The organism is Candidatus Phytoplasma rubi (assembly GCF_026821955.1).
GTDB classification, from domain to species: Bacteria; Bacillota_I; Bacilli_A; order Acholeplasmatales; family Acholeplasmataceae; genus Phytoplasma; species Phytoplasma vitis.
The window spans coordinates 680,330-700,295 of the sequence record NZ_CP114006.1; the positions used below are offsets into that span (position 1 = coordinate 680,330).

The following is a 19,966-nucleotide window of genomic DNA, read 5'->3' on the forward strand; positions in this document are numbered from 1 at the left end:
AAGGCATTAAATTTTAAGACAAAAATTATTTAAAGATTTTTTAAAAAAAGAAAAAGAATTTAGAAATAAGAGATCAATTAATTGAATTTCATTTACCATTAGTCAAAAAGTTAGTAAAACAATTTAAATATTATCCTCGAGTTTTAACTAGAGAAGATTTATATCAAGAAGGGATTTTAGGATTAATCAAAGACCTCAATAATTATGAAGATTTAGGTTATGACTTTATTGCTTACGCTACTACAACTATCAAATCGGAAATCACAAAACTGATTAGAAAAAGTTATTCTCCTTCTCTTCCACAAAAAAATCATAAAGTTAATAATCTTTCTTTTAAAGAAGAGTTTTATAAACCATATCAAATAAATAATTTAGAGCCTCATCAATTATGGTTAAAACAAGTCAATCATGAAATTTTTTTAAAAAAAATGAAAACTAAATTAAGTCCAAAAGAATTTCAAATTATACATTTAAGCTTTGGAACAGGACATATTAACGAAGATTATCAAGGATTTTTTAACTGTTTCATTTTTTCTTTTTCTAACTAAATATTTTTTTTAAGAAAACTATTTCATCTTTAATATCTTTTAATTTATCTTAATTTTCTTTAATTTCATCTTTATTTTATTATAAAGATTTTTCCATTTTTACTTTTTTTCCTTGAATTATTTCTTGGTATTTATTTAAATCTTTTAATTCAGTTTAACTTTTTTTTAATTTTGATTCCAATTGACCTTTTACTTAATTATTTATAGACAAAAATAAAAAAATAATTTTCTTTTTTATGAAAATTACTTTTGATTTTTTAAAAAAATAGAGATTTAAATTGAAAAATTGATTTCTATAAATTTAAAATTTTTGTATTCTTTTCATTCTTTTCACTTTTCACTTTTCATTGCATCCCATATATTAAACATTTTTTTATTATTTTTTTATCATAAAGAATAAATAAAAATAAAAAAAGGAAATTATATATGTCTAAATATATCAAAAATTATTTAAAAATAGAAAATGAAATTAATCAATTATTTGAAATTTATTCAAAAGAAAATTACAAAAATAATTTCATTCGTGAAAAAATATTTTTATTATTTTATAAATATGTAATTTTAAATATTATTTATAAAATCAAATATTATCCTTAGAATTTTAGAAAGAAAAGATTTATTAAATGAAGGGGCTTTGGTTATTGATAGTGTATTAATTAATTATATTCATAAAGAATATAAATGTGATTTTGTTACTTTCGCTAAAGGAAAAATTAAACAAGAAATTGATAAATTAATTCGTTTAAGTCATTCTCCTTCAATTCCTATAAGAATTTATAACGATAATAAGAAAAATAGAAAATTAAATAAAAATGTTGAAATTTTATCATCGCAATATATCGAAAAAGAGATTATTACGAAAAATTATTATAATCCTTATTTTACTAAAATTTTAGATCCTCATCAAATATATATAAAAAAACTTAATCACGAAATATTATTAAATAAAATGAAAAAAATATTAAATTCATTTGAATATCAAGTTTTGATATATAGTTATGGAATTCCAAAAGAAAGTGATGATTATCAGTATATTTTAGATGATACGGAAATATCATCAAAATTAAATATAACAAAAAAACAAATTTATAAATATAGAGAAAAAGCCATTTCCAAAATTAAATTTAATTTTTATAATTAAAAAATAAATATTATGACCTGAGCATGTCTTAAAACTGCTTATATTTATTTCAATCAATTAAAAAATAATTGTAAGAAATAAAATTATTTTTTAATTTTTTTTAAATAATTAATTAAAAAAGGAGATAAAAAAATGGAACAAAGAGAAAATCAAGAAAAAGAAAACAGATTTAAAAGCATAAGTATATTTGGACAACAATTAAATTCAATTTTAATGCAAATTATTGTTGTTGTTTTAGTATTTCATATTTATAAAGAATGGGATGCAGAAAAAATTAAAAAATTTAATATTTCTCTTTTATTTTTTCTAAAAAACTTTATAGCTTTTCATTTCCAAATAATTTTATTAAATAAATTTTGGAATCGTTTAAATTTTGTTAACAAAAACAATATAATTTCTCCATCAGATATTAGTTTATTATATAATAGAGTCAAAAATAAAGTATTGACAGATGAACAATATCAAAATAAATTATTAAATGAGTTAGAAAAGGATTATCAAAAAATATTCAAAGAAGATACTAATAAACTTATTTCTGAGTTTATTTCACAAACAATTTTAAATCAGTTAAATAATAATAATGAAGATAACGATAATAAAGATAACAAAAATTCTAATAATGATGAATCTAATATCAAAGATTTGATTGAAAATAAAGCTAATAACGAAAATTCTAATAATAATGAATCCGATGAATAATTTTTTTGAAATAAAAAAATATTTTGAATTTTTAAAAAAATTTGAAATCAATATTAAAAGAAACTAATAAATTTAGTTTCTTTATTTTTTTATATTTTATTTTTAAAAATTTTATTATTAATTTTAATATTAAAATTCATAATTAATAAATTTATTTATATATTAATTTTATAAATCAAAAGAAAAGATTTTATATTAATGAAAATAAATCAAAATCAAATAAATAAAAATAAATTAAAAATTTTTATTATATTTATAATTTTAACAATTACATTTTCAATAATAGCAATTTCTATTTATTTTAATCAAAAAAGAAAAGAAGAAATTCAATTAGAAAATAATTTTCCTATTTTCAAGGTAGAACTTTCAGGAGGTAATAATCAAAATAAACATCTTATACCGATTTCAATTCCTAATTTAAATAAAGATAAATATGAACATTTAATAAATATTGAACATAGTGTTATTTTAAATTCGCAAAACATGGAAATTAAAGAACCTTTGTTTTTAAAAATTGAAATATTTTTAGATACTCAAAATACCTTCCAAAATCCACAAAAATATTTTGATTATCAAATTATTACGACGAAAGATAAAGAAAAAGATAAAATTTATTCTCCCGAAGATAAACCTCATTATTCAGCGATGCATCCGAATGAAACACAAACTATCACAATTAACACTAAAATTCAACAAAAAGATATTATTTTAGAAAAAAACCCAAAACTTTTTTTAGTTTATGATTATGAATTAGTAGATAAGCAAGGAAAAAAAATTACTGGAGGTTCAAATATGGTTTCAAATAAAACGTCTAATATTGTTAATACATAATTTTAAATTTTTTTCTGATAATTAAAATGATATTTTTATTTTTTTAAAACAACAAAATTTTAAGAATTGTTAAAGATTAAAAAAGAAGGTTTGAATTATATGTTCGAAAAACAAGATATTAATAATAATAAAACACAAAAACAATATTTTTTATTTTTGTGTGTTTTATTTATTTTGTTTTTAATTTCTTTTTTGTTAATTATTTATGTTTGGATTCATCATCAGGCTATTACTACGAATGAAAATAAAATTGAAAAAATGAATAAAAATATTTTAAATTTAGAAAAATCAAATAATTCTATGAGTAGTAATTTAAAAAAAATCGAACAAAAAATAAAAGAAAAACAAGATAATACAGAAAAATTAATTACCGAAAGTGAATTATTACAAAAGAATATTCATAATAAAAATATTTTATTTGAAAGCGAGAATTTTAAAGTTCAAGATTATAAAAAATTTCCAAATTTGCAACAATTATCAGGTTTGAATGAAGCTAAATCTGTAGCTAAAGGTTTTGTTAATTTTTTTCAAAATAAAAAAGCTTACGAAGATAGAGGGAAAGTAGTTATTCCCACAGGTTTAATGATGTATGGTACTCCAGGATGTGGTAAAACTATTTTTGCGGCTTCTATAGCAAAAGAAGCAGAGTTACCTTTTATTGAAGTATCTTGTTCTATTTTTGCTCAAGAATTTGTAGGTAGAGCTCCAAAAATGGTGACTGAATTATTTGATTTAGCTAGAGAAGTGGCTACTAAAAACGGCAAAGGAGTTATTATTTTTTTAGATGAATGTGAAAATATTTTTTTAAATATTGATAGTTTAAAACCTGGTTCTGAAATTGCCAATGTTGTTAATGAATTTAAAATTCAATTAGAACCACGAGAAGAAAATCGTTCAGAACAACCTATTTTTGTCATTGGAGCTACTAACCATCTTGATGGTATAGAACCTGCTATTTTATCACGTTTTACTCATCGTATTGAATTGAAACCAGGAAATGAAGCAGAACGTAAAATTCAATTGAATGATATTTTGAGACGTAATCAATTTCCTATTACTCAAGAAGCTAAAACATATTTATTAGAGGTAATTAATAAAGCGTTAGATTATTTGCCGCCGCAATATGAAAAAACAATGAATGGTCTTTTAGTTGAAATACCTCCTCAAAATAATTACAAAAAAGCTTATCGTGTTTTAGAAAGTTTTATTAAAGAAGCAAGTTTAAAATCTATCGATCGTGAAATTACCTCCACAATAGAACAAAAAAAATGTTCTAATCTGAAACACAAAGAACATTTTAAGAATAATATAATTTTTTCTGAAAATAATCAAAAAAAAGAAAAAACCGATTCTATTATTTTAGAAAATTGTTGTGAATGCAAAGCGATTAATGTTGAAGATTTACAAAAAGCTTATCAAATAATAATTGATAATGCTGGTCAATCTTTAGAAAAAGTAATATCTAAATAAAAATATAGAGATTAAAATTATAAAAGTATAATTTAAATATTTCATTAAGAATAAGAAATTTATAAATATTAATTTATATTATAAAAATAATAAAAAGGAGAATTAACTGATGTTATCGCCTTTTAATTTTATAAATATTTTTGGAAATTTAAAAATTTATTTAACATTTTTTATAGTAGGCATAATTATTTGTTTTATTATTTCCTTCATTAATAAATTTCGCGGAAAAAAATCTTCAACGAAAGAAAATTTAATTTATTTTTTGATTATAATAGGTACTTTATTTTTAATTTGGTTTTTTTTCTTCAAAAAAGAATCTATAACAAAGAATTATGATAAATTAATTCGCCAAGTTAATCAAGGTATAGATAAATATGATAATATTTGTAATAAATATAAAGGTTTAGCTTCTAATTGGGAAAAAGAAATCCAAAACGCCGAAACAGAACTTAAAAGACTTTATGAACTTCAAGAAATTAATGAAAAAGATAAAGAAAAAATTCAATCAATTATAAATCAAAATGAAGAAAATATTTCAAATATTAAAACACAATTAATTAATATTCATGGAGAAATTTCTATTGAAAAAGGTAAATTAAGAGATCTAGAAAAAGAAAAAGAAAAAATAGAAAAAGAAATTAAAGAAAAAGAAAAAAAATTACTAATAGAAAACAATGAAAAACAAAAAGAAAAACTATATCAAGAAATTAATATTTTGAGAGAAAAACATATAAAAATAGTAGAAGAAATAACAGATACTAAAATAAAAATTAAAAAATTAGAAACAACAGAAGAATCTTTAATTAAACAGTTAAAAATAGTAGAAGATTTTAAGAAACATCTAATTAAATCTATGAATGAATTAAATATAGAACTTAAACAATTAGCATCTTATATTATTACAATAGAAAATAAAAAGAAAGAAATACAAAAGAATATTGATGAAGTAAAAACTAAATTAGAACAAATAAAAACAGAACAAGAAGCTTATAAAACTATTAAATCTATTTTATTTACATTAAGACAAAATGCTTATACCTGGGAAAAATCTAATGAATTTACATGGGGAAATATAACAAGAACTTTTTTTAAAGCTTACGATCGAGTAACTGATTTACTTACTTTGAAAACCAATTTTAATATATTAACTAATGGAATATTAAATTTTAAAAAAAATTCTTCTTCACAAATATCTTCTTCACAAATATCTTCTTCACAAATAAATACATCATCAATAAATTTACCAAAAAACCATCCTATATATATAATGATAGAAAATTTGATCCAAAAACAAGGTGAAGAACCTAAAATGATAAGCACGGAAATATTAAAAATTTATATGGAAGACATCAATAAAGAATTAATAAAATTAGATACAGAATATAAGTTATACGAAGATGAATATAAAAATTATAAATTACAAAATGATAACAATAAAATTATTAAAGAAATTCGTGAATTCAAATTCAAAACAATAAAAGAAAATGATGACATAATAGGTGATTATAGTAAATGGATAGAAGAATATGAGATAATAACAAACGAATTACATAAGAAACAAGATGAACTTATAGAAAAAGAAAATCATTTTAATAAGATAAATAATTTAGAAAAACAAAAAGATAAAATTGAAGAAAATATCGAAAATAAAGAAATAGAATATACAGAATTACAACAACAAAATCCTAATTTTGCTAAAATTCAACAAATAATTATTGATAAAAAAAATAAAAAATTTGGTATACAATCTCCTTTATTTGAAAGAAGAAAAATAGATAATTAATTTAAAAGTATAAAAATAATATTTAGAATATTAGTATTAATAATTTGTTTCTAAAAAATATATAAAGGATATAAAGGGGTATAAACAAATGTTTCTTAATAAAAATAAATTTTTTTTTATAATTTTATTATATTTAATTATTATAATTTGTATTCAATCTATTTTGGCATCGAGTTATTTTCATATTCGTTTTGGCGAAAATATTTCGAAATCAAAAATTAATTCGTCTCAATGCCAAATTAAATTAAAGAATATTGATGAACTAATAGAAGAATGGATGAAAAATGAACCTAATATGAAAATATATGATGTAAATGTTCAAAATTTAGAGAGTATAAAAATTTTTTTACAAAATTATAAATATATAAATACTCAATTTTATAATCATATACCTGGTTATAATTGTTTTGGTCAAATCAATTTAAATTTTATATGTTTGAAAAACCCTCCCAAAGGATTATTAGGAGTTTATATTTTTCCTAGAGAAAACCCTTTTAAAATGAAATATTCTGAACAACAATATTCGCTTACTTTAAAAGAATTATTAGAAAACAACACAACAATCAAAAAAGTTTATTGTTTTTGGAACGTCAAAGAAATAAATTTAATAAAAAATGTTAACATTGTTCATATTGTTAAACATGATGTTGCTGACAATAAAATCGCTGACTATATAAATAAATATTTAGATTCAAAAGGAATTTACAGAGAAAATAGATATATTCGAAAAGGATGTTATAATATGTCTAAACAAACGGGCATTAGTATTCCTTTACCTAAAGGACAATTTAATTACACAGATGTAGTTAATATTTATTTTGATAAAGGAGAACGTTTTATGTTGCAGGAGGAAGGAGATATACAAACTCTTTTGAATATGCCTAATGGAGCTAAAAATATTTATATTTTCAGTATCAAGAATTCAACAGTATCAAGAAAAATTATAGACCTGAATATCTGTGATAATTGATATGAATTTTGATTAGAATTGAATAAAATTTAAAAGTTAAAAAAATTATTTATTTAATTAATAATAATTTTTTTAATAATATAATTTATAAAAGTTATCAAATTATTTTTTTAAAATTTTAAATTTTAAATATTGAAGAGGTGATTTATAATTGAATTTAGCTAATAACCAATGTTTATTATAATAACAAATAAAATGTTTTATTTTTTTTTTTAATGTCGAAAAATTTTCTTGATATAAAGAGGGTGTATTTGTTTTTAAATATCCTTTTAAGGTCCCAAAATAAGATTCTATCATTGCATTATCATTCGGAACAGCTTTTCTCGAAAAACTAATAAGAAAACCTTTCTTTTTTAAATAATTTTTAAATTTAACGTTTTGATAAATAGTTCCTTGATCCGAATGCATAATACAAGGATCTTGTAATTTCGGCAATTTTTGAAAAGTTTTTTTGACTAATTCTAAATTAGGATGCGGACTCATTTCATATGCTAAAATTTGATTATTAAAACCATCCATTATAACTGATAACCAAAATTTTCCGTATTTAGTTGTAAAGCAAGTTAAATCAGTATATATTTTTTGTAACGGCTTTTCTGATTTAAAATTAAAATTAATTAAATTATAATTTTGTTCTTTTTTTTTATAAAAATGTTTTTTATAATAGGGTTTTCTATATGTCATTAACCACTTATTTATACGCATGATTTGTAAAACTTTTTTATTATTAACTATTTCTTTATAAGTTTGAAAATAAAGAGTCGTAATTTTACGATAACCAAAAGAATATTGATTTTTTTTACATAATTTACCTATTCTTTTTGTAATTTTATTATAATCATCTTCTCTTTTTGTATTTTTGTTTTTTTCCAATAATAATAAGAATTTTTATTAATATTTAATAGTTTTAAAATATCTTTAATTTTAAGATATTTTTTATAGAATTGAATTAAAATAAAAATAAATTCTCTAAAATTAGGTTTTTGATAATTAATTACTAACTGTAATAATTCAATTTCTTTTTGTTTAATTGTTTCTTTTTTTTGAATTTTTGATTTGTTCATATTGAATATTTTCCTATTTTCAAATAAACTTTTATAAAAAAAGAAAAAATTATAAAAATAATTTAATGTTTTTATATAATAAATAAAAATAAATTATTAATTTAAAAATTTATTTTTAATATTTTTTATTAATAATTTAAAATATATTAAATTTTTTTAGGTATTTTATTATTTTTGTTTGCATATATATATATAGTGAAGAAAAATATTTTACTTTTATATAATTTATTATATTTTATTTTTAGTTTATAAAATTCAAAAAAATATATTTTTTCTCTTAAATAAATAAGATATATTAAAATTATTTTTTATTATTTTTAATTTATATTTTTTTAATTATTTGGATGCAGTTCGATGTATAATGATTTATGTATTAGAAAAAATAAAATTTCGAAAATGTGAAAAGAAGAGTTACTTTCCTCTACCTGATATATCAAATTTTAATTTGTTTTTGGGTAATCAAGCACATGATAATAATAATTAATCAAAAGATATCTTTTTGAATAAAAATTTATCTTGATATTTATTATAATTATATTTGATAATAAGAAAGCACTTTTTATAAGTATTTTTTTTATAAAATTTATTTTTTTAAAAAAGGAGTTATTTAATATTAAATACAATAAAACTAACAAAAAAGATATAAAACTTAATATTTTATATAACGAAAGAATACCTCAAGGAGAATATTTCGTAATTGATGAAAATGGTGATGCATTAGGTGTTTTAGAAAAAGATAAAATATTTAAAATATCTGAAGAAAAAAATATAGATGTAGTAATGATTAATCCCAATTCTAATCCTAAAGTTGTTCGTTTGATGAATTATTCACAATTCCGTTATAAGCATCAAAAAAAATTAAAAGAAATCAAAAAAAAACAATCTGTAACAATTGTTAAAGAGATTCGTATGAGTCCAACTATTGATGATAATGATTTAAATATTAAAATCAAAAAAGCTTATAATTTTTTAAAACAAGGTGACAAAGTTAAGATTATTATGCGTTTTAAAGGGAGAATGATAACACAAAGTAATTTTTTAGGTAAAAGTATTTTTGATAAAATTATATCTAATTTAAAAGATGTAGGCAGTTGCGATATAGTTCCGAAAATGGTTTCTAATCAGATGTTTACTTTTTTATCACCTAAAAAAATTAAATAAATAATTATTGATTATAATATTTATTATAGAATAAAAAGGGTATCAAAAAGCGATTATGATAAAGAAAAAAAATCACAAAGGTTTAAAAAAAAGAATTAAAATTACTGGTACTGGTAAATTTTTAAGAAGATATGCTTATAAAAATCATTTAGCTGGTTCAAAAACAACAAAACAAAATAGACAGTTAAGAGGTATTACAAAAGTAGATATTTCTGATGTAAGAAGAATTAAATATCTTATTTAATTTTCTAAATTAAATTAAAAAGGCAAATATAAAGATGGTTAAAGTAAATTTCGTTACGGCAAGACATAAAAGACGTAAAAAAATATTAAAATTAGCAAAAGGTTATTTTGGTTCCAAAAGTATTCTTTATAAAACAGCTCATGAACAGGTTATGCGTTCTTTGCAATATGCTTATAGAGACAGAAGACAAAAAAAGAGAAATTTAAGAAAATTATGGATAACAAGAATTAGTGCAGGATGTTTAAATAATGATATTCGTTATTCTCAATTTATTCATGGACTTTTATTATCTAAAATAGAAATCAATCGTAAAATGTTAGCTGATATGGTTCATAATGAACCTAAAATATTTTCGAATTATGTTGATTTATCTAAAAAAGTTTTAGAAAATAAAAAAAATATTAAAAAAATAGAATTGCAAAAACAAGAAGAATTGAAAGAAACTAAATCTGAAAATGAAAAAAATATAAATCAAGAAAAACAAGAAAAAGAATTAGATTTGAATAGTAAATTATTACCTGAATTAAGAACATTAGCAAAAAAATACAAAATTCAAAATGTTTCTAAATTAAAAAAAGTAAATTTAATTCATATGTTAGAAAATATAATTAATAAAAAATAAAATTTTTAAGGAGAATAAATATAACGAATGATAAAAGAAGAAGTTCAAAAAAAAGAAATTTTTTCGAATTTAGCCAAAAGTGTATTTTTTTTAATAATTGCTATTGCGTTTTGGTTAAATAAGACATTTATAATTCCAATTAGTGGTCATGACATTCATATTTATAATATTTTGTTAGGTATTTTAATTAGTTGTATAACTTATTTATTAATTTTTCGTAGTTTCAAAAAAAACACAGGTTTTGTTAAGTTTTTATTTTTGATTGAAACTTTTATATTTATTTTAGTTTCTTTCGGGCTTATGTTTCATTTTCTTATAGATAAAAATTTTATTACAAAATATTTAAATTTGAATTTTATAGTTTATTATATTTTTATAATTCATAGTATTCTTAAATTATATATTGGTTTTAAATTAAGTGATAAAAAAGATATCTTAGCTTCTTTAAAATTTATCGTATATATAACAACATTAAGTACAAGTTTTTTTCTTATGGGACAACCCGTAGATTTAACAAATTATATTATGAATATGTTAGCTATTTTATTTGGATTAGTTTTTTTATATTATTTATATTTAACATCAAAAAAAATTAATATGTTTAATAATAATAAAGAAAAAAACATTATAGAAACAGAAGAATAATTTAAAATTTTAAAAAGGAAATTCAGTTTATAATGTATGATTTATTAAAAAACTTAAAAGATTTAACTATGTTAAATGGTATATCTGGCCAAGAAAAAAAAGTTAACAATTATATTAAAGAAAATATTCAAGTAATAGTTGACAAAATTGAAAATGATAATTTAGGAACTTTAATTGCTTATAAAGGCACTAAAGGACCTAAAATTATGTTAGCTGGTCATGTAGATGAAATCGGTTTAATGGTGACTGAAATAACTAAAGAAGGATTTGTTAAATTTCAACCTATAGGGGGTTTGGTTGACTAGTGTTATGTTAGCTCAAAAATGGGATATTAGCACTGATAAAGGGGTTGTAAAAGCAATCACTGGCGCAAGACCTCCTCATGTATTATCTTATACAGACAAATGTAAAAATCCTGATATGAAAAATTTATTTTTAGATCTTGGTGTTTATAATAAAAAAGAAGTAGAACGTTTAAGTGTTAAAATTGGAGATATGGTTACTCCTTGCGATAATTTCGAAGTTTTAGCTAATGAAGATTTTATAGTTGCTAAAGCTCTTGACAATCGTGTAGGCGCTTTAATAATTATGAAAGTACTTGAAGCTTTAAAAAATAATCCTAACCAATGCGTAGGCACTTTCAAAGTTCAAGAAGAAGTAGGTTTAAGAGGAGCTCAAACGAGTACAAATAAAATTAAACCTGTTATAGCTGTTGCTGTTAATACTGGAATTGCTGATGATGTTCCAGATGATGTTAATACTAGTGCTCAAATTTTAGGAAAAGGTCCGCAAATTAGTTTTTTATGATGGCGGTTTAATTCCTCACAAAGCTTTTAAGAGAATTAATCATCAAAACAGCTCGTGATAATAATATTCCTTTTCAAGAACCTAAACCAAAAGGTAGGGAAACTGATGGTTCAGCAATACACTTAAGAAACGAAGGCGCTCTTGCTACTATTGTTATTGGTGTTCCGACTCGTTATCTTCATTCTCACACTTATATTGTTAATAAAAAAGATATCCAAAACACAATTAAACTTTTAGTTTTATTAGTTCAACAATTAGACGATAAAAAAGTTAAAGAAATTTTATTTAATTAATAATAATTTCAATTAATAAAAATAGAATATAATTATTAAAAAAGATTTATTTTATTTTTATAGCTATTTTTTAAACAAATCGAAGAGGTTTTATTTTTATGAAAAGAACATATCAACCTAGTAAAATAAAAAGAATTAGGACGCATGGTTTTAGAACTAGAATGTCTACTTCTGAAGGACGTCGTATACTTTCTAACAGAAGAAGAAAAGGTCGTATTAGATTAACTGTTTAATAATTCGAATATTTTAAAAGATTATATTCATTTTTGTAATTTTTAAATTAATACAAAATTAATAAAATTTTTAAAAAACGTAATAAATTATAGTCCATTATATTTTCGAAAAATAGTAAATTTATTTTTTTGTATATTTTTATTAGATGATAAACTATAATAATACGTTTTTTTTATTTTTATTTATTCGAAATTTTTAAAAATACAATTAAATTTAAATATTTTCTTTTTAAAATAAGTTTTGATAAAATTTAAGGAATTATATATATAAATTTTTAGATATGAAAAAAAAATTTATTTTAAAAAAAAAAAAAGAAATAGATTTGATTTTTAAATTTAAAAAAAATGTAAAAAATTATTTTTTTATATTATATTACATTAAAAATGAAAATTTAGAAAATTTTAAATTTGCTTTAAGTATTAACAAAAAATATGGGAAAGCATATGAAAGAAATTTAATAAAAAGAAGGTTAAGAATGATTATCCATAATAATATTCATTTGATAGATAAAAATATGTCTTTTGTTCTTGTTATTAAATTTACAGCCAAAGAGTTAAATTTTTATAATTTAGAAAAAAAATTTTTAATTTTATTAAAAAAGTCCTCTTTGAATTAGTATAAAACAAGGTAGTTGATTGTGAATAATATTCAAAATAAAAAAATGAAATTATTTCAAAATTTTTTTATTGTTTTAATTTTATCTTTAATTTTACTTTTTGTTATAAGAAGTTTCGGTCCTAAACAAATTAATTATAAAAAATTACAAGATCAAAATATCAAAATTATTTTTAATAAAAATGAATGCGAATCTATTAAAGATTATGAAGAATTCAAAAAAAATATAGAATCAAATAATAACCTAGATTTCGCTTTTAAAGATAATCGTGTTAGTATATTTTTTTTTGGTTTCGATAAAAAATCTAAAAATATTATTTTAGAAAAATTGGAAAAAAAACCTTCAGAAAATTCAAAAGAAGCACAACAAATAATAAATAAAGTAAAAAACAAAATTAAAGAAGAATTAGAAACAAAGGATGTTTTTTATTTTACAGAAAAATTGTCACCTAAAGAAGAAAAATCTCAAATTCAAGATTTTTTAACTATTAAAACAGGAACAAATCAGAAAGATTTTCATGATAAATATAAAAAATTAAATAATTCTAAATTAAAAATTGGAAAAATAAAAGATAATAAAATTAAAATTAAAGAAAATTATTCAGTAAAAATTTGTGACAAATATAAAAAATTTATTACAGAAGAAAAATCTTATAATGAAATAATTAAAACAAAAATAAATAAAGATAATAATGAAATAAATGTTTTTAATTTAGAATATGGATCAGAAAATGGCGAAAAAAAATATTTAGAAATTTTTGTAGATGATACAGGTAATTTACCTATCCAATGGCCTAATAAAATAGAATGGTACTTTTTTTTAGGTTGGGGTTATATCTGGAATGTTTTAGTTGTTTTTATTGGTTATTTTTTATATTTTTTCTCGTTTATGTTTATTGGAGAAGGATGGTTTTTTGGAAATTTAGGATTAGGTATTGTTTTAACAACTTTATTAATAAGAACTTTATCATGGCCTATTTATACAAAAGCTAGTACTTTCAGTATGAATATGAGTTTAGCTCAACCAGAAATTAATAAAATACAAGAAAAATACGCTTTAAAAAAAGATAGAGAATCTATGCAGAAAATGCAGATGGAAATTTTTAAAGTATATCGAAAACATAATTTTAGCATTTTTGGTATTTTTATATCTTTTTTACAAATGCCTATTTTGATAGCAATATTTCGTACTTTAAATCGTTTTCGTAATCCTGGTGGTATTTTCCCTGTTATCGAAAGTAAAACTTTATTTTTAGGATGTATAAATTTAGGCCAAGAAACAAATAATAATATTTGGTTGAATTTATCGAAAATTGTTTTATCTTTAATAGTTGGAATTAGTATGTATATTTTAAATAAAATTAATTTACAAAAACCTTCTTATTTAAAAAAAAATGTTCAAATTTTAAACAATGAACAAAAAATGAAACAAAAAAATCAAGAAATGACTATGAAAATAGTTAATTATGTTATGATTATTTTTATGGTTATAAATGCTTTTAATGATTCAGCTTTATCTTTATATTGGATAACTGGAAATCTTTATACTATTTTACAAATAACAATGAATCGTAAAAAGATGGAAAAAAAATATAATATATTAAAAAATAAAAGTTTTTGATAAAATTTTAATTTTTTGATAATAATTTATTTAATTTAAGTAAATTTCGAATATTTTGGAATTTAATATAAGAATAAAAATCAAATTGTTTTCAAAAATATTTTGAAATAAAACAGTTTAATTTTTATTTTTTTAGATTTTTTTTATAATAAATTAAGTTTAAAAAATGAAAGGTTTTTATTATATAACTATTTATTATTATGATTAATGCAAAGAAGAAAATAAAAATTTTTGGTTTATATCATATTATAATTTTAATATTATTTTTTATTCTTATTTGTAATATTTATTATATTCAATCTTTTCCTGTTAACGAAAGAAAAAATATAACTGAACAGTTACGAAATTCTTTTTTAACTTCTTTATTTTTTATAATGATATTTGGAACTTGGTTTGAATTTTATCGGCAACAAAATCCTTTTTTTAATAAATTAGGTTTAGGTTTGTTACTTTGTATTTTGATTCCTTCTTTTTTAGTATATAAAAAAATTATATGTGAAGAAATACATGACAAATTAAAGTTTTTTATTTTTAAAAAAGAAGGAATTAATTTTGCTAAAATTTTTATTATTGTTGTTTTTGTAACAAGGCAGTATTATAAATATAGAACATAATTTATTAAAAAAAGTGATTGTAAAATTCACATCCCTTTATCCTTATTAACTATTTTAATTTCTTTTCTTACAACAGGGTTTTTAGGTTATCTATTAAGTTATAAACCTGACCAGTTAAATTAAAAAAATCTCGTGATCCTTTTTTATAGATTCTATATAGATTCTATGGCATTTGTTTATTTTTATTCCTTTGACTAATGGAAGAGAACTAATTTAGGTATTAATAGTTTAGCAGAACACCCTTTATAGAAAAAAATAAACTTAAAAGTATTTTTTTAGCTCCTCTTATTTTAGCTAGATGTTTAAGTATTTTTTTAACTGGTTCACTATATTTAGTTTTTAATAAAACTAAATATAGCAGTAAAGGTAATTTAGAAAAACAAAAACAAAATAATATAGTAAAGAATATTTCTAAAGATATTTTAGATTATAAAAATATTGATATTGGGTTATTAATTATTTTAGGAATGTATTCTTTATGTAATATAATATTAACCAAATATTATCTTTTAAAGATAAAACATTAGTTTTAGATACTAAGGATATATTATTTTTATATCTTTAATAATAAAAGTGTTTAATTTGATTCCTGATGAATATCAAAAGTATATAGTGCAAAATGGAAAATTTATAAGCATTAATTTTACAACCCCCGCGTTAGTCGCTTTAAGTTTAAATACTAATTTTCAGTTTATTATCAGTTTATAACCAATTATCACACATTATATTTATGGTTTTCGTGTATTTGATGACCTTTTGTGATATTACCGTTTCATTTTATTTAGCTTTATTATTTAATTTTAATACTTTAGAATCTTCTTTAATATTAGGAATTTCTTCTCATAGTATTGAAATTAATGGCAATATAGGAGTTATATATATTAATAATAAAATGTATTTATTACCTTTTGTAATAATAATTACTAGGATTACAGGAATTTTTATTTTTTCTTCTTTTTATTTTAATATTTTATGTAAAAAAGATAATGTATATTTTTTATTATTATTGTTTAAATTGACTATGATAAAGGTTATAATAGAATCCTTTTAATTCAATTAATTCATTATGTTTACCTTTTTCAATTATAACACCGTTTTTTAATACTACAATAACATCAGCATTTACAATTGTGGATAAACGATGTGCAATTATAAAAGATGTTTTATTTTCACATAATTTTTGAATAGACTTTTGGAAAATCATTTCCATTTGAGTATCAATAGCCGACGTAGCTTCATCTAAAATAAAAATAAAAGGGTTATTTAATAAAGTTCTAGTTATTGTAATTAACTGCTTTTCACCTTGTGATAAATTATCTGACTCTTCATTAATAATAGTTTGATAACCTTCTTCTTTAGCCATGATAAAATCATGAATTTGAGTTTGTTTTGCTACTTCTATAACTTCTTCTTTTGTTTTACTTTCGTTGCCGTATTGAATATTTTCTAAAATAGTACCTTTAAAAAGCCAAACATCTTGTAAAACTAATCCTAAAATTTTTCTTAAATATTTTTTTTGTAATTTTCTAATATCTACTCCATCAATTGTTATAGAACCTTCATCAATATCATAGAATCTAGTTAATAAATTGATTAAAGTTGTTTTTCCTGAACCAGTAGAACCAACAACAGCTACTGTTTGATTTTTATAAACATCTAAATTAATATTTTTAAGAACAGGCGAATCTTTATAATAACCAAATGAAACATTCGAAAAAGAAACAAAACCTTCTACTTTATCTAAAGTAATACAATTAGATTCATCTTCTTTCTCTTCGGTTTCATATAAAAAATCAAAAACTTTTTGGATAGCGGCTTTAGTTGATTGAATAACGACAAAAATTTGACTTAAATCATTAATAGGATTTCCTAAACGCCAAACATATTGAATAAAAGCTTCAAACATCCCTAATTGAATTGTACAAAAACCCAAAGTAAATAAAAAACCTTTATTATCAATAGGAAGCATTAAGTAATACCCCATAACAATAACAATAGTTAATATAATATATGTAAAAGAATTAATAATAGGAATAGCTAAACTAGAAAAAAAATTTGATTTAAAAATCATTTTAGATAAATCTTGATTAATATCTTTAAATTCTTTAATAATATTTTTTTGTTGATTATATAAAATAATTTCTTTATGACCGTTAAATTTTTCTTGTAAAAAACCATTATATTCAGATGTTTTATCGAATCTTTGAATAAAAATATGACGAGATTTTCTGTTAATAATAAAGATCACAATAAGAGAAAAAGGAATCATTAAAGAAATAACAAAACCTAAACGCCAATTAACTAACAACATGCAAAATAATAAAATAGCTATATTAAAAAAAGCACAAATAATAGAAGCAAAAGTTTGTTGTAATCCATTAGAAATAATATCGACATTATTAGTCATTTTATTCATAACATCGCCAACAGTATTTTGATCAAAAAATTTAATAGGTAATCTATTAATTTTTTTATAAATATCTTGACGCAAATTTTTAATTCCTTTATGGATGGAATTTATCAAAAATTTATTATAAATAAATTTACCTATTGCACATAATAAATATAAAATAACATTTATACTTAAAAAAAACAAAATATGTGCTTGATAAGATTGTTTGTCCTTATGATTTTCTTTATTATTAATATAGTCTAAAATTTGTTTTCCTTCAAATAATGGAATATAACATTGAATTGCAGCAATCAAAAAAATTAAAACAATACTAATTATTATTTTTGTTTTAAAAGGACTTAAATATTTAGACATCTTTTGCATTTTACAATACCTCTTGAATTTTTTGAGAAAAAGCAATTTTTTGATAAACAGGACATTTATTCATCAATTCTTTATGTGTTCCGATGCTTACTATTTTCCCATTATCTAAAACAATAATTTTATCAGCATTCAAAATAGACGTTAACCTTTGTGCCACTATTATTACTATAGATTCTTTCTTTTTTTGAGCTAAAAAAGATTTTCTAATAGCTAAATCAGTTTCATAATCTAAAGCGGAAAATGAATCATCAAAAATATAAATATCTGGTTGTTTTAATAAAGCTCTTGTAATAGAAAGTCTTTGTTTTTGACCACCAGAGAAATTTGCTCCTAATTCACTTACAGGTTCTTCTAATTTATAAGTTTTATTTTGGATAAATTGATATGATTGGCTTATTTTAGATTTTTCGAACATTTCTTCGCTATCCGCATTTTCTTTACCGAATAACAAATTACTAAAAATAGTGCCTTTAAATAAAATATTTTTTTGGGAAACAAAACCAATTTTATCTCTTAAATTTTTAACATAATAATTTTGAATATCTATACCATTAATTTCTATAACTCCTTGAGTAGGATCGATCAAACGAGGAATTAAATTCATTAAAGTAGTTTTTCCTGATCCTGTTTTTCCTACAAAAGCAACTATTTCTGATTTATTCAATTTAAAATTAATATTTTCTAAGATTAATTTAGAATTATCAGTATGTCGATAACAAACATTTTTAAATTCTAATGTTTGAATATTTTCTAAAAATTCTGAATTTAGTGCATTTTTATTAATACAAGGTTTCATATTAAATAAATATTGAATTTTCGCTAAAGCTACTAAAGTTTTCGGAAACATCATAAATAATAATAAAAAACTCAAAATAGAAGATAAAATATGAACATTATAAGTTATACAAATATATAAATGACCAATATCCATATGTCCTTCTAGAATAAGATCCGAAGCAAGTTTAATAGTAATAATAATAGACAGATTTAATAAGAAATAAAATAAAGGTTCAATTGAAAGAATAGAATTAAATAATTTAACAATCGAATCTCTAAAAAATACATTTATTTTTTCGAATTTTTTTTCTTCATTTTTTTCTTGATTTAAAGTTCGAATTATTTTTACTCCTGTAATGCTAGATCTGATTTTATAATTCATTTCTTCTAAAAGATTATGTTGTTCAATTGATAAAGAATAATTTTTCAAAATAATAAAAATTAAAAGAAAAATAAAACAAAACATTATAGCTAATATACCATAAGATAATGAAGGATCAATCTTGCAAACTATAATAAAACAAGAAACTAAAAGAATAGGGGTAGAAACAACCGTTTTATAAAAAACAATTACAAAATTCATTATTTGATAAACATTATAGGTCATTCTGCTTACAATAGCGGAAACTCCTAATTTTTGCATGTCTATAAAAGAAAAAGTTTGTATTTTTTTAAATAAATCTGTACTTAAATCTTTAAAAACCAAAGATGTAATTTTGGAAATACAAAAAGTTATAAAGAAATTTCCTAAAATAACCATTAAAACTATTATGCATAAAAATAAAAAAACATTTATAAATGGTCTTGCAGGTTGAGGATTTATAATATATTTACCTATGACATAGGGAATCAATAACTCTCCGATAATTATTAATAAAAAAGAAAAAATATTCAATAAAAGAAGCTTTTTATGTTTACAAATATATTTCAAAATTAATTTCATATAATTAATACTTCAAAACTTACTTTCTTTTGATATATGTAAAACAAATTAAAATAAAAAATAAAAAATTAATAAACTAAATAAATCGTATATTATTAGCAATTATAA

General features: G+C 20.1%; 24 protein-coding genes and 2 pseudogenes. 22 read left to right on the forward strand and 4 right to left on the reverse strand.

Annotation, left to right across the window (positions count from 1 at the left end; genetic code table 11):
- Nucleotides 1-10 precede the first annotated feature (10 nt).
- The 8 genes and pseudogenes from RS022_RS03720 to RS022_RS03755 all read left to right on the forward strand — a co-directional run.
- Nucleotides 11-509: pseudogene (locus RS022_RS03720) on the forward strand (sigma-70 family RNA polymerase sigma factor); the annotation flags it as partial.
- A gap of 465 nt (nt 510-974) precedes the next feature.
- Nucleotides 975-1,145, forward strand: a complete 171-nt coding sequence (locus tag RS022_RS03725) for a hypothetical protein (protein ID WP_268849819.1) — start codon at nt 975-977, stop codon at nt 1,143-1,145.
- Nucleotides 1,146-1,182: 37 nt separating this feature from the next.
- Nucleotides 1,183-1,689 carry a hypothetical protein gene (locus RS022_RS03730; protein WP_268849820.1) on the forward strand — a complete coding sequence of 169 codons (507 nt, stop codon included), beginning with the start codon at nt 1,183-1,185 and terminating at the stop codon, nt 1,687-1,689.
- A gap of 132 nt (nt 1,690-1,821) precedes the next feature.
- Nucleotides 1,822-2,388 carry a hypothetical protein gene (locus RS022_RS03735; RefSeq protein WP_268849821.1) on the forward strand — a complete coding sequence of 189 codons (567 nt, stop codon included), beginning with the start codon at nt 1,822-1,824 and terminating at the stop codon, nt 2,386-2,388.
- Between the two features lie 198 nt (nt 2,389-2,586).
- Nucleotides 2,587-3,219 (forward strand): hypothetical protein, encoded by a 633-nt coding sequence (locus RS022_RS03740; RefSeq protein WP_268849822.1) that lies wholly within the window; start codon nt 2,587-2,589, stop codon nt 3,217-3,219.
- Between the two features lie 99 nt (nt 3,220-3,318).
- Nucleotides 3,319-4,689: an AAA family ATPase gene (locus tag RS022_RS03745; protein WP_268849823.1), complete on the forward strand. Its 1,371-nt coding sequence runs from the start codon at nt 3,319-3,321 to the stop codon at nt 4,687-4,689.
- Nucleotides 4,690-4,798: 109 nt separating this feature from the next.
- Nucleotides 4,799-6,472, forward strand: coding sequence for a hypothetical protein (locus RS022_RS03750; protein ID WP_268849824.1), 1,674 nt, complete (start codon nt 4,799-4,801; stop codon nt 6,470-6,472).
- 88 nt (nt 6,473-6,560) lie between these two features.
- A complete protein-coding gene (locus tag RS022_RS03755) occupies nt 6,561-7,442 on the forward strand; it encodes a hypothetical protein (RefSeq protein WP_268849825.1) in 882 nt (293 codons plus the stop codon).
- 102 nt (nt 7,443-7,544) lie between these two features.
- Here the strand turns inward: RS022_RS03755 and RS022_RS03760 are convergent, their stop codons facing one another.
- Both RS022_RS03760 and RS022_RS03765 read right to left on the reverse strand, forming a co-directional pair.
- The gene (locus tag RS022_RS03760) at nt 7,545-8,315 is read right to left on the reverse strand and encodes an IS3 family transposase (RefSeq protein WP_268849826.1); all 771 of its coding nucleotides are present in this window, start codon (nt 8,313-8,315) and stop codon (nt 7,545-7,547) included.
- On the reverse strand, nt 8,255-8,506 hold the full coding sequence (locus RS022_RS03765; protein WP_268849827.1) for a hypothetical protein: 252 nt from the start codon (nt 8,504-8,506) through the stop codon (nt 8,255-8,257). The genes RS022_RS03760 and RS022_RS03765 overlap by 61 nt, the downstream gene beginning before the upstream one ends.
- A 516-nt stretch (nt 8,507-9,022) precedes the next feature.
- On the opposite strand from RS022_RS03765, the gene infC reads away from it, so the two are divergent.
- From infC to RS022_RS04290, 14 genes and pseudogenes are all read left to right on the forward strand, one after another.
- Entirely contained in the window at nt 9,023-9,667 is a 645-nt protein-coding gene (gene infC, locus RS022_RS03770) for a translation initiation factor IF-3 (RefSeq protein ID WP_268849828.1), read from the forward strand.
- A 55-nt stretch (nt 9,668-9,722) separates the two neighbouring features.
- Nucleotides 9,723-9,911: a 50S ribosomal protein L35 gene (gene rpmI, locus RS022_RS03775; protein ID WP_121463793.1), complete on the forward strand. Its 189-nt coding sequence runs from the start codon at nt 9,723-9,725 to the stop codon at nt 9,909-9,911.
- A 34-nt stretch (nt 9,912-9,945) separates the two neighbouring features.
- Entirely contained in the window at nt 9,946-10,533 is a 588-nt protein-coding gene (gene rplT, locus RS022_RS03780) for a 50S ribosomal protein L20 (protein ID WP_320412530.1), read from the forward strand.
- A 27-nt stretch (nt 10,534-10,560) separates the two neighbouring features.
- Nucleotides 10,561-11,178 carry a hypothetical protein gene (locus tag RS022_RS03790; protein WP_268849829.1) on the forward strand — a complete coding sequence of 206 codons (618 nt, stop codon included), beginning with the start codon at nt 10,561-10,563 and terminating at the stop codon, nt 11,176-11,178.
- A gap of 32 nt (nt 11,179-11,210) precedes the next feature.
- Nucleotides 11,211-11,483, forward strand: a complete 273-nt coding sequence (locus tag RS022_RS03795) for a zinc-binding metallopeptidase family protein (RefSeq protein ID WP_268849830.1) — start codon at nt 11,211-11,213, stop codon at nt 11,481-11,483.
- Nucleotides 11,476-11,985, forward strand: a complete 510-nt coding sequence (locus RS022_RS03800) for a zinc-binding metallopeptidase family protein (RefSeq protein WP_268849831.1) — start codon at nt 11,476-11,478, stop codon at nt 11,983-11,985. Before RS022_RS03795 ends, RS022_RS03800 begins: the two co-directional genes overlap by 8 nt.
- A 32-nt stretch (nt 11,986-12,017) precedes the next feature.
- A pseudogene (locus RS022_RS03805) lies at nt 12,018-12,278 on the forward strand (peptidase M28); the annotation flags it as partial.
- Between the two features lie 98 nt (nt 12,279-12,376).
- On the forward strand, nt 12,377-12,511 hold the full coding sequence (gene rpmH / locus RS022_RS03810; RefSeq protein ID WP_268849832.1) for a 50S ribosomal protein L34: 135 nt from the start codon (nt 12,377-12,379) through the stop codon (nt 12,509-12,511).
- A gap of 281 nt (nt 12,512-12,792) precedes the next feature.
- Entirely contained in the window at nt 12,793-13,128 is a 336-nt protein-coding gene (gene rnpA / locus RS022_RS03815) for a ribonuclease P protein component (RefSeq protein WP_268849833.1), read from the forward strand.
- Between the two features lie 21 nt (nt 13,129-13,149).
- Complete coding sequence (locus RS022_RS03820) at nt 13,150-14,748, forward strand: YidC/Oxa1 family membrane protein insertase (protein ID WP_268849834.1); 1,599 nt, start codon at nt 13,150-13,152, stop codon at nt 14,746-14,748.
- 200 nt (nt 14,749-14,948) lie between these two features.
- A complete protein-coding gene (locus RS022_RS03825; protein ID WP_268849835.1) occupies nt 14,949-15,362 on the forward strand; it encodes a 2-hydroxycarboxylate transporter family protein in 414 nt (137 codons plus the stop codon).
- Nucleotides 15,363-15,607: 245 nt separating this feature from the next.
- Nucleotides 15,608-15,889, forward strand: a complete 282-nt coding sequence (locus RS022_RS04280) for a 2-hydroxycarboxylate transporter family protein (protein WP_420885777.1) — start codon at nt 15,608-15,610, stop codon at nt 15,887-15,889.
- A 28-nt stretch (nt 15,890-15,917) separates the two neighbouring features.
- Nucleotides 15,918-16,070, forward strand: a complete 153-nt coding sequence (locus tag RS022_RS04285; protein ID WP_420885778.1) for a hypothetical protein — start codon at nt 15,918-15,920, stop codon at nt 16,068-16,070.
- A gap of 22 nt (nt 16,071-16,092) precedes the next feature.
- On the forward strand, nt 16,093-16,413 hold the full coding sequence (locus RS022_RS04290; protein ID WP_478210012.1) for a hypothetical protein: 321 nt from the start codon (nt 16,093-16,095) through the stop codon (nt 16,411-16,413).
- Here RS022_RS04290 and RS022_RS03830 read toward each other — a convergent pair.
- Both RS022_RS03830 and RS022_RS03835 read right to left on the reverse strand, forming a co-directional pair.
- Complete coding sequence (locus RS022_RS03830; RefSeq protein ID WP_268849836.1) at nt 16,366-18,138, reverse strand: ABC transporter ATP-binding protein; 1,773 nt, start codon at nt 18,136-18,138, stop codon at nt 16,366-16,368. The genes RS022_RS04290 and RS022_RS03830 overlap by 48 nt on opposite strands.
- A 1-nt stretch (nt 18,139) precedes the next feature.
- On the reverse strand, nt 18,140-19,858 hold the full coding sequence (locus RS022_RS03835) for an ABC transporter ATP-binding protein (RefSeq protein WP_268849837.1): 1,719 nt from the start codon (nt 19,856-19,858) through the stop codon (nt 18,140-18,142).
- Nucleotides 19,859-19,966 lie beyond the last annotated feature (108 nt).

Excerpts from the sequence above, each read along its gene's own strand:
- rnpA (WP_268849833.1), top strand. The coding sequence starts at position 12,793 with ATGAAAAAAAAATTTATTTTAAAAAAAAAAAAAGAAATAGATTTGATT.
- RS022_RS03740 (WP_268849822.1), top strand. The coding sequence starts at position 2,587 with ATGAAAATAAATCAAAATCAAATAAATAAAAATAAATTAAAAATTTTT.
- RS022_RS03765 (WP_268849827.1), bottom strand. The coding sequence starts at position 8,506 with ATGAACAAATCAAAAATTCAAAAAAAAGAAACAATTAAACAAAAAGAA.
- rpmI (WP_121463793.1), top strand. The coding sequence starts at position 9,723 with ATGATAAAGAAAAAAAATCACAAAGGTTTAAAAAAAAGAATTAAAATT.
- RS022_RS03790 (WP_268849829.1), top strand. The coding sequence starts at position 10,561 with ATGATAAAAGAAGAAGTTCAAAAAAAAGAAATTTTTTCGAATTTAGCC.
- RS022_RS03750 (WP_268849824.1), top strand. The coding sequence starts at position 4,799 with ATGTTATCGCCTTTTAATTTTATAAATATTTTTGGAAATTTAAAAATT.
- RS022_RS03725 (WP_268849819.1), top strand. The coding sequence starts at position 975 with ATGTCTAAATATATCAAAAATTATTTAAAAATAGAAAATGAAATTAAT.
- RS022_RS04290 (WP_478210012.1), top strand. The coding sequence starts at position 16,093 with ATGGTTTTCGTGTATTTGATGACCTTTTGTGATATTACCGTTTCATTT.
- RS022_RS03745 (WP_268849823.1), top strand. The coding sequence starts at position 3,319 with ATGTTCGAAAAACAAGATATTAATAATAATAAAACACAAAAACAATAT.
- rpmH (WP_268849832.1), top strand. The coding sequence starts at position 12,377 with ATGAAAAGAACATATCAACCTAGTAAAATAAAAAGAATTAGGACGCAT.
- RS022_RS03755 (WP_268849825.1), top strand. The coding sequence starts at position 6,561 with ATGTTTCTTAATAAAAATAAATTTTTTTTTATAATTTTATTATATTTA.
- rplT (WP_320412530.1), top strand. The coding sequence starts at position 9,946 with ATGGTTAAAGTAAATTTCGTTACGGCAAGACATAAAAGACGTAAAAAA.
- RS022_RS03795 (WP_268849830.1), top strand. The coding sequence starts at position 11,211 with ATGTATGATTTATTAAAAAACTTAAAAGATTTAACTATGTTAAATGGT.
- RS022_RS03735 (WP_268849821.1), top strand. The coding sequence starts at position 1,822 with ATGGAACAAAGAGAAAATCAAGAAAAAGAAAACAGATTTAAAAGCATA.
- RS022_RS03830 (WP_268849836.1), bottom strand. The coding sequence starts at position 18,138 with ATGCAAAAGATGTCTAAATATTTAAGTCCTTTTAAAACAAAAATAATA.
- RS022_RS03835 (WP_268849837.1), bottom strand. The coding sequence starts at position 19,858 with ATGAAATTAATTTTGAAATATATTTGTAAACATAAAAAGCTTCTTTTA.
- RS022_RS03825 (WP_268849835.1), top strand. The coding sequence starts at position 14,949 with ATGATTAATGCAAAGAAGAAAATAAAAATTTTTGGTTTATATCATATT.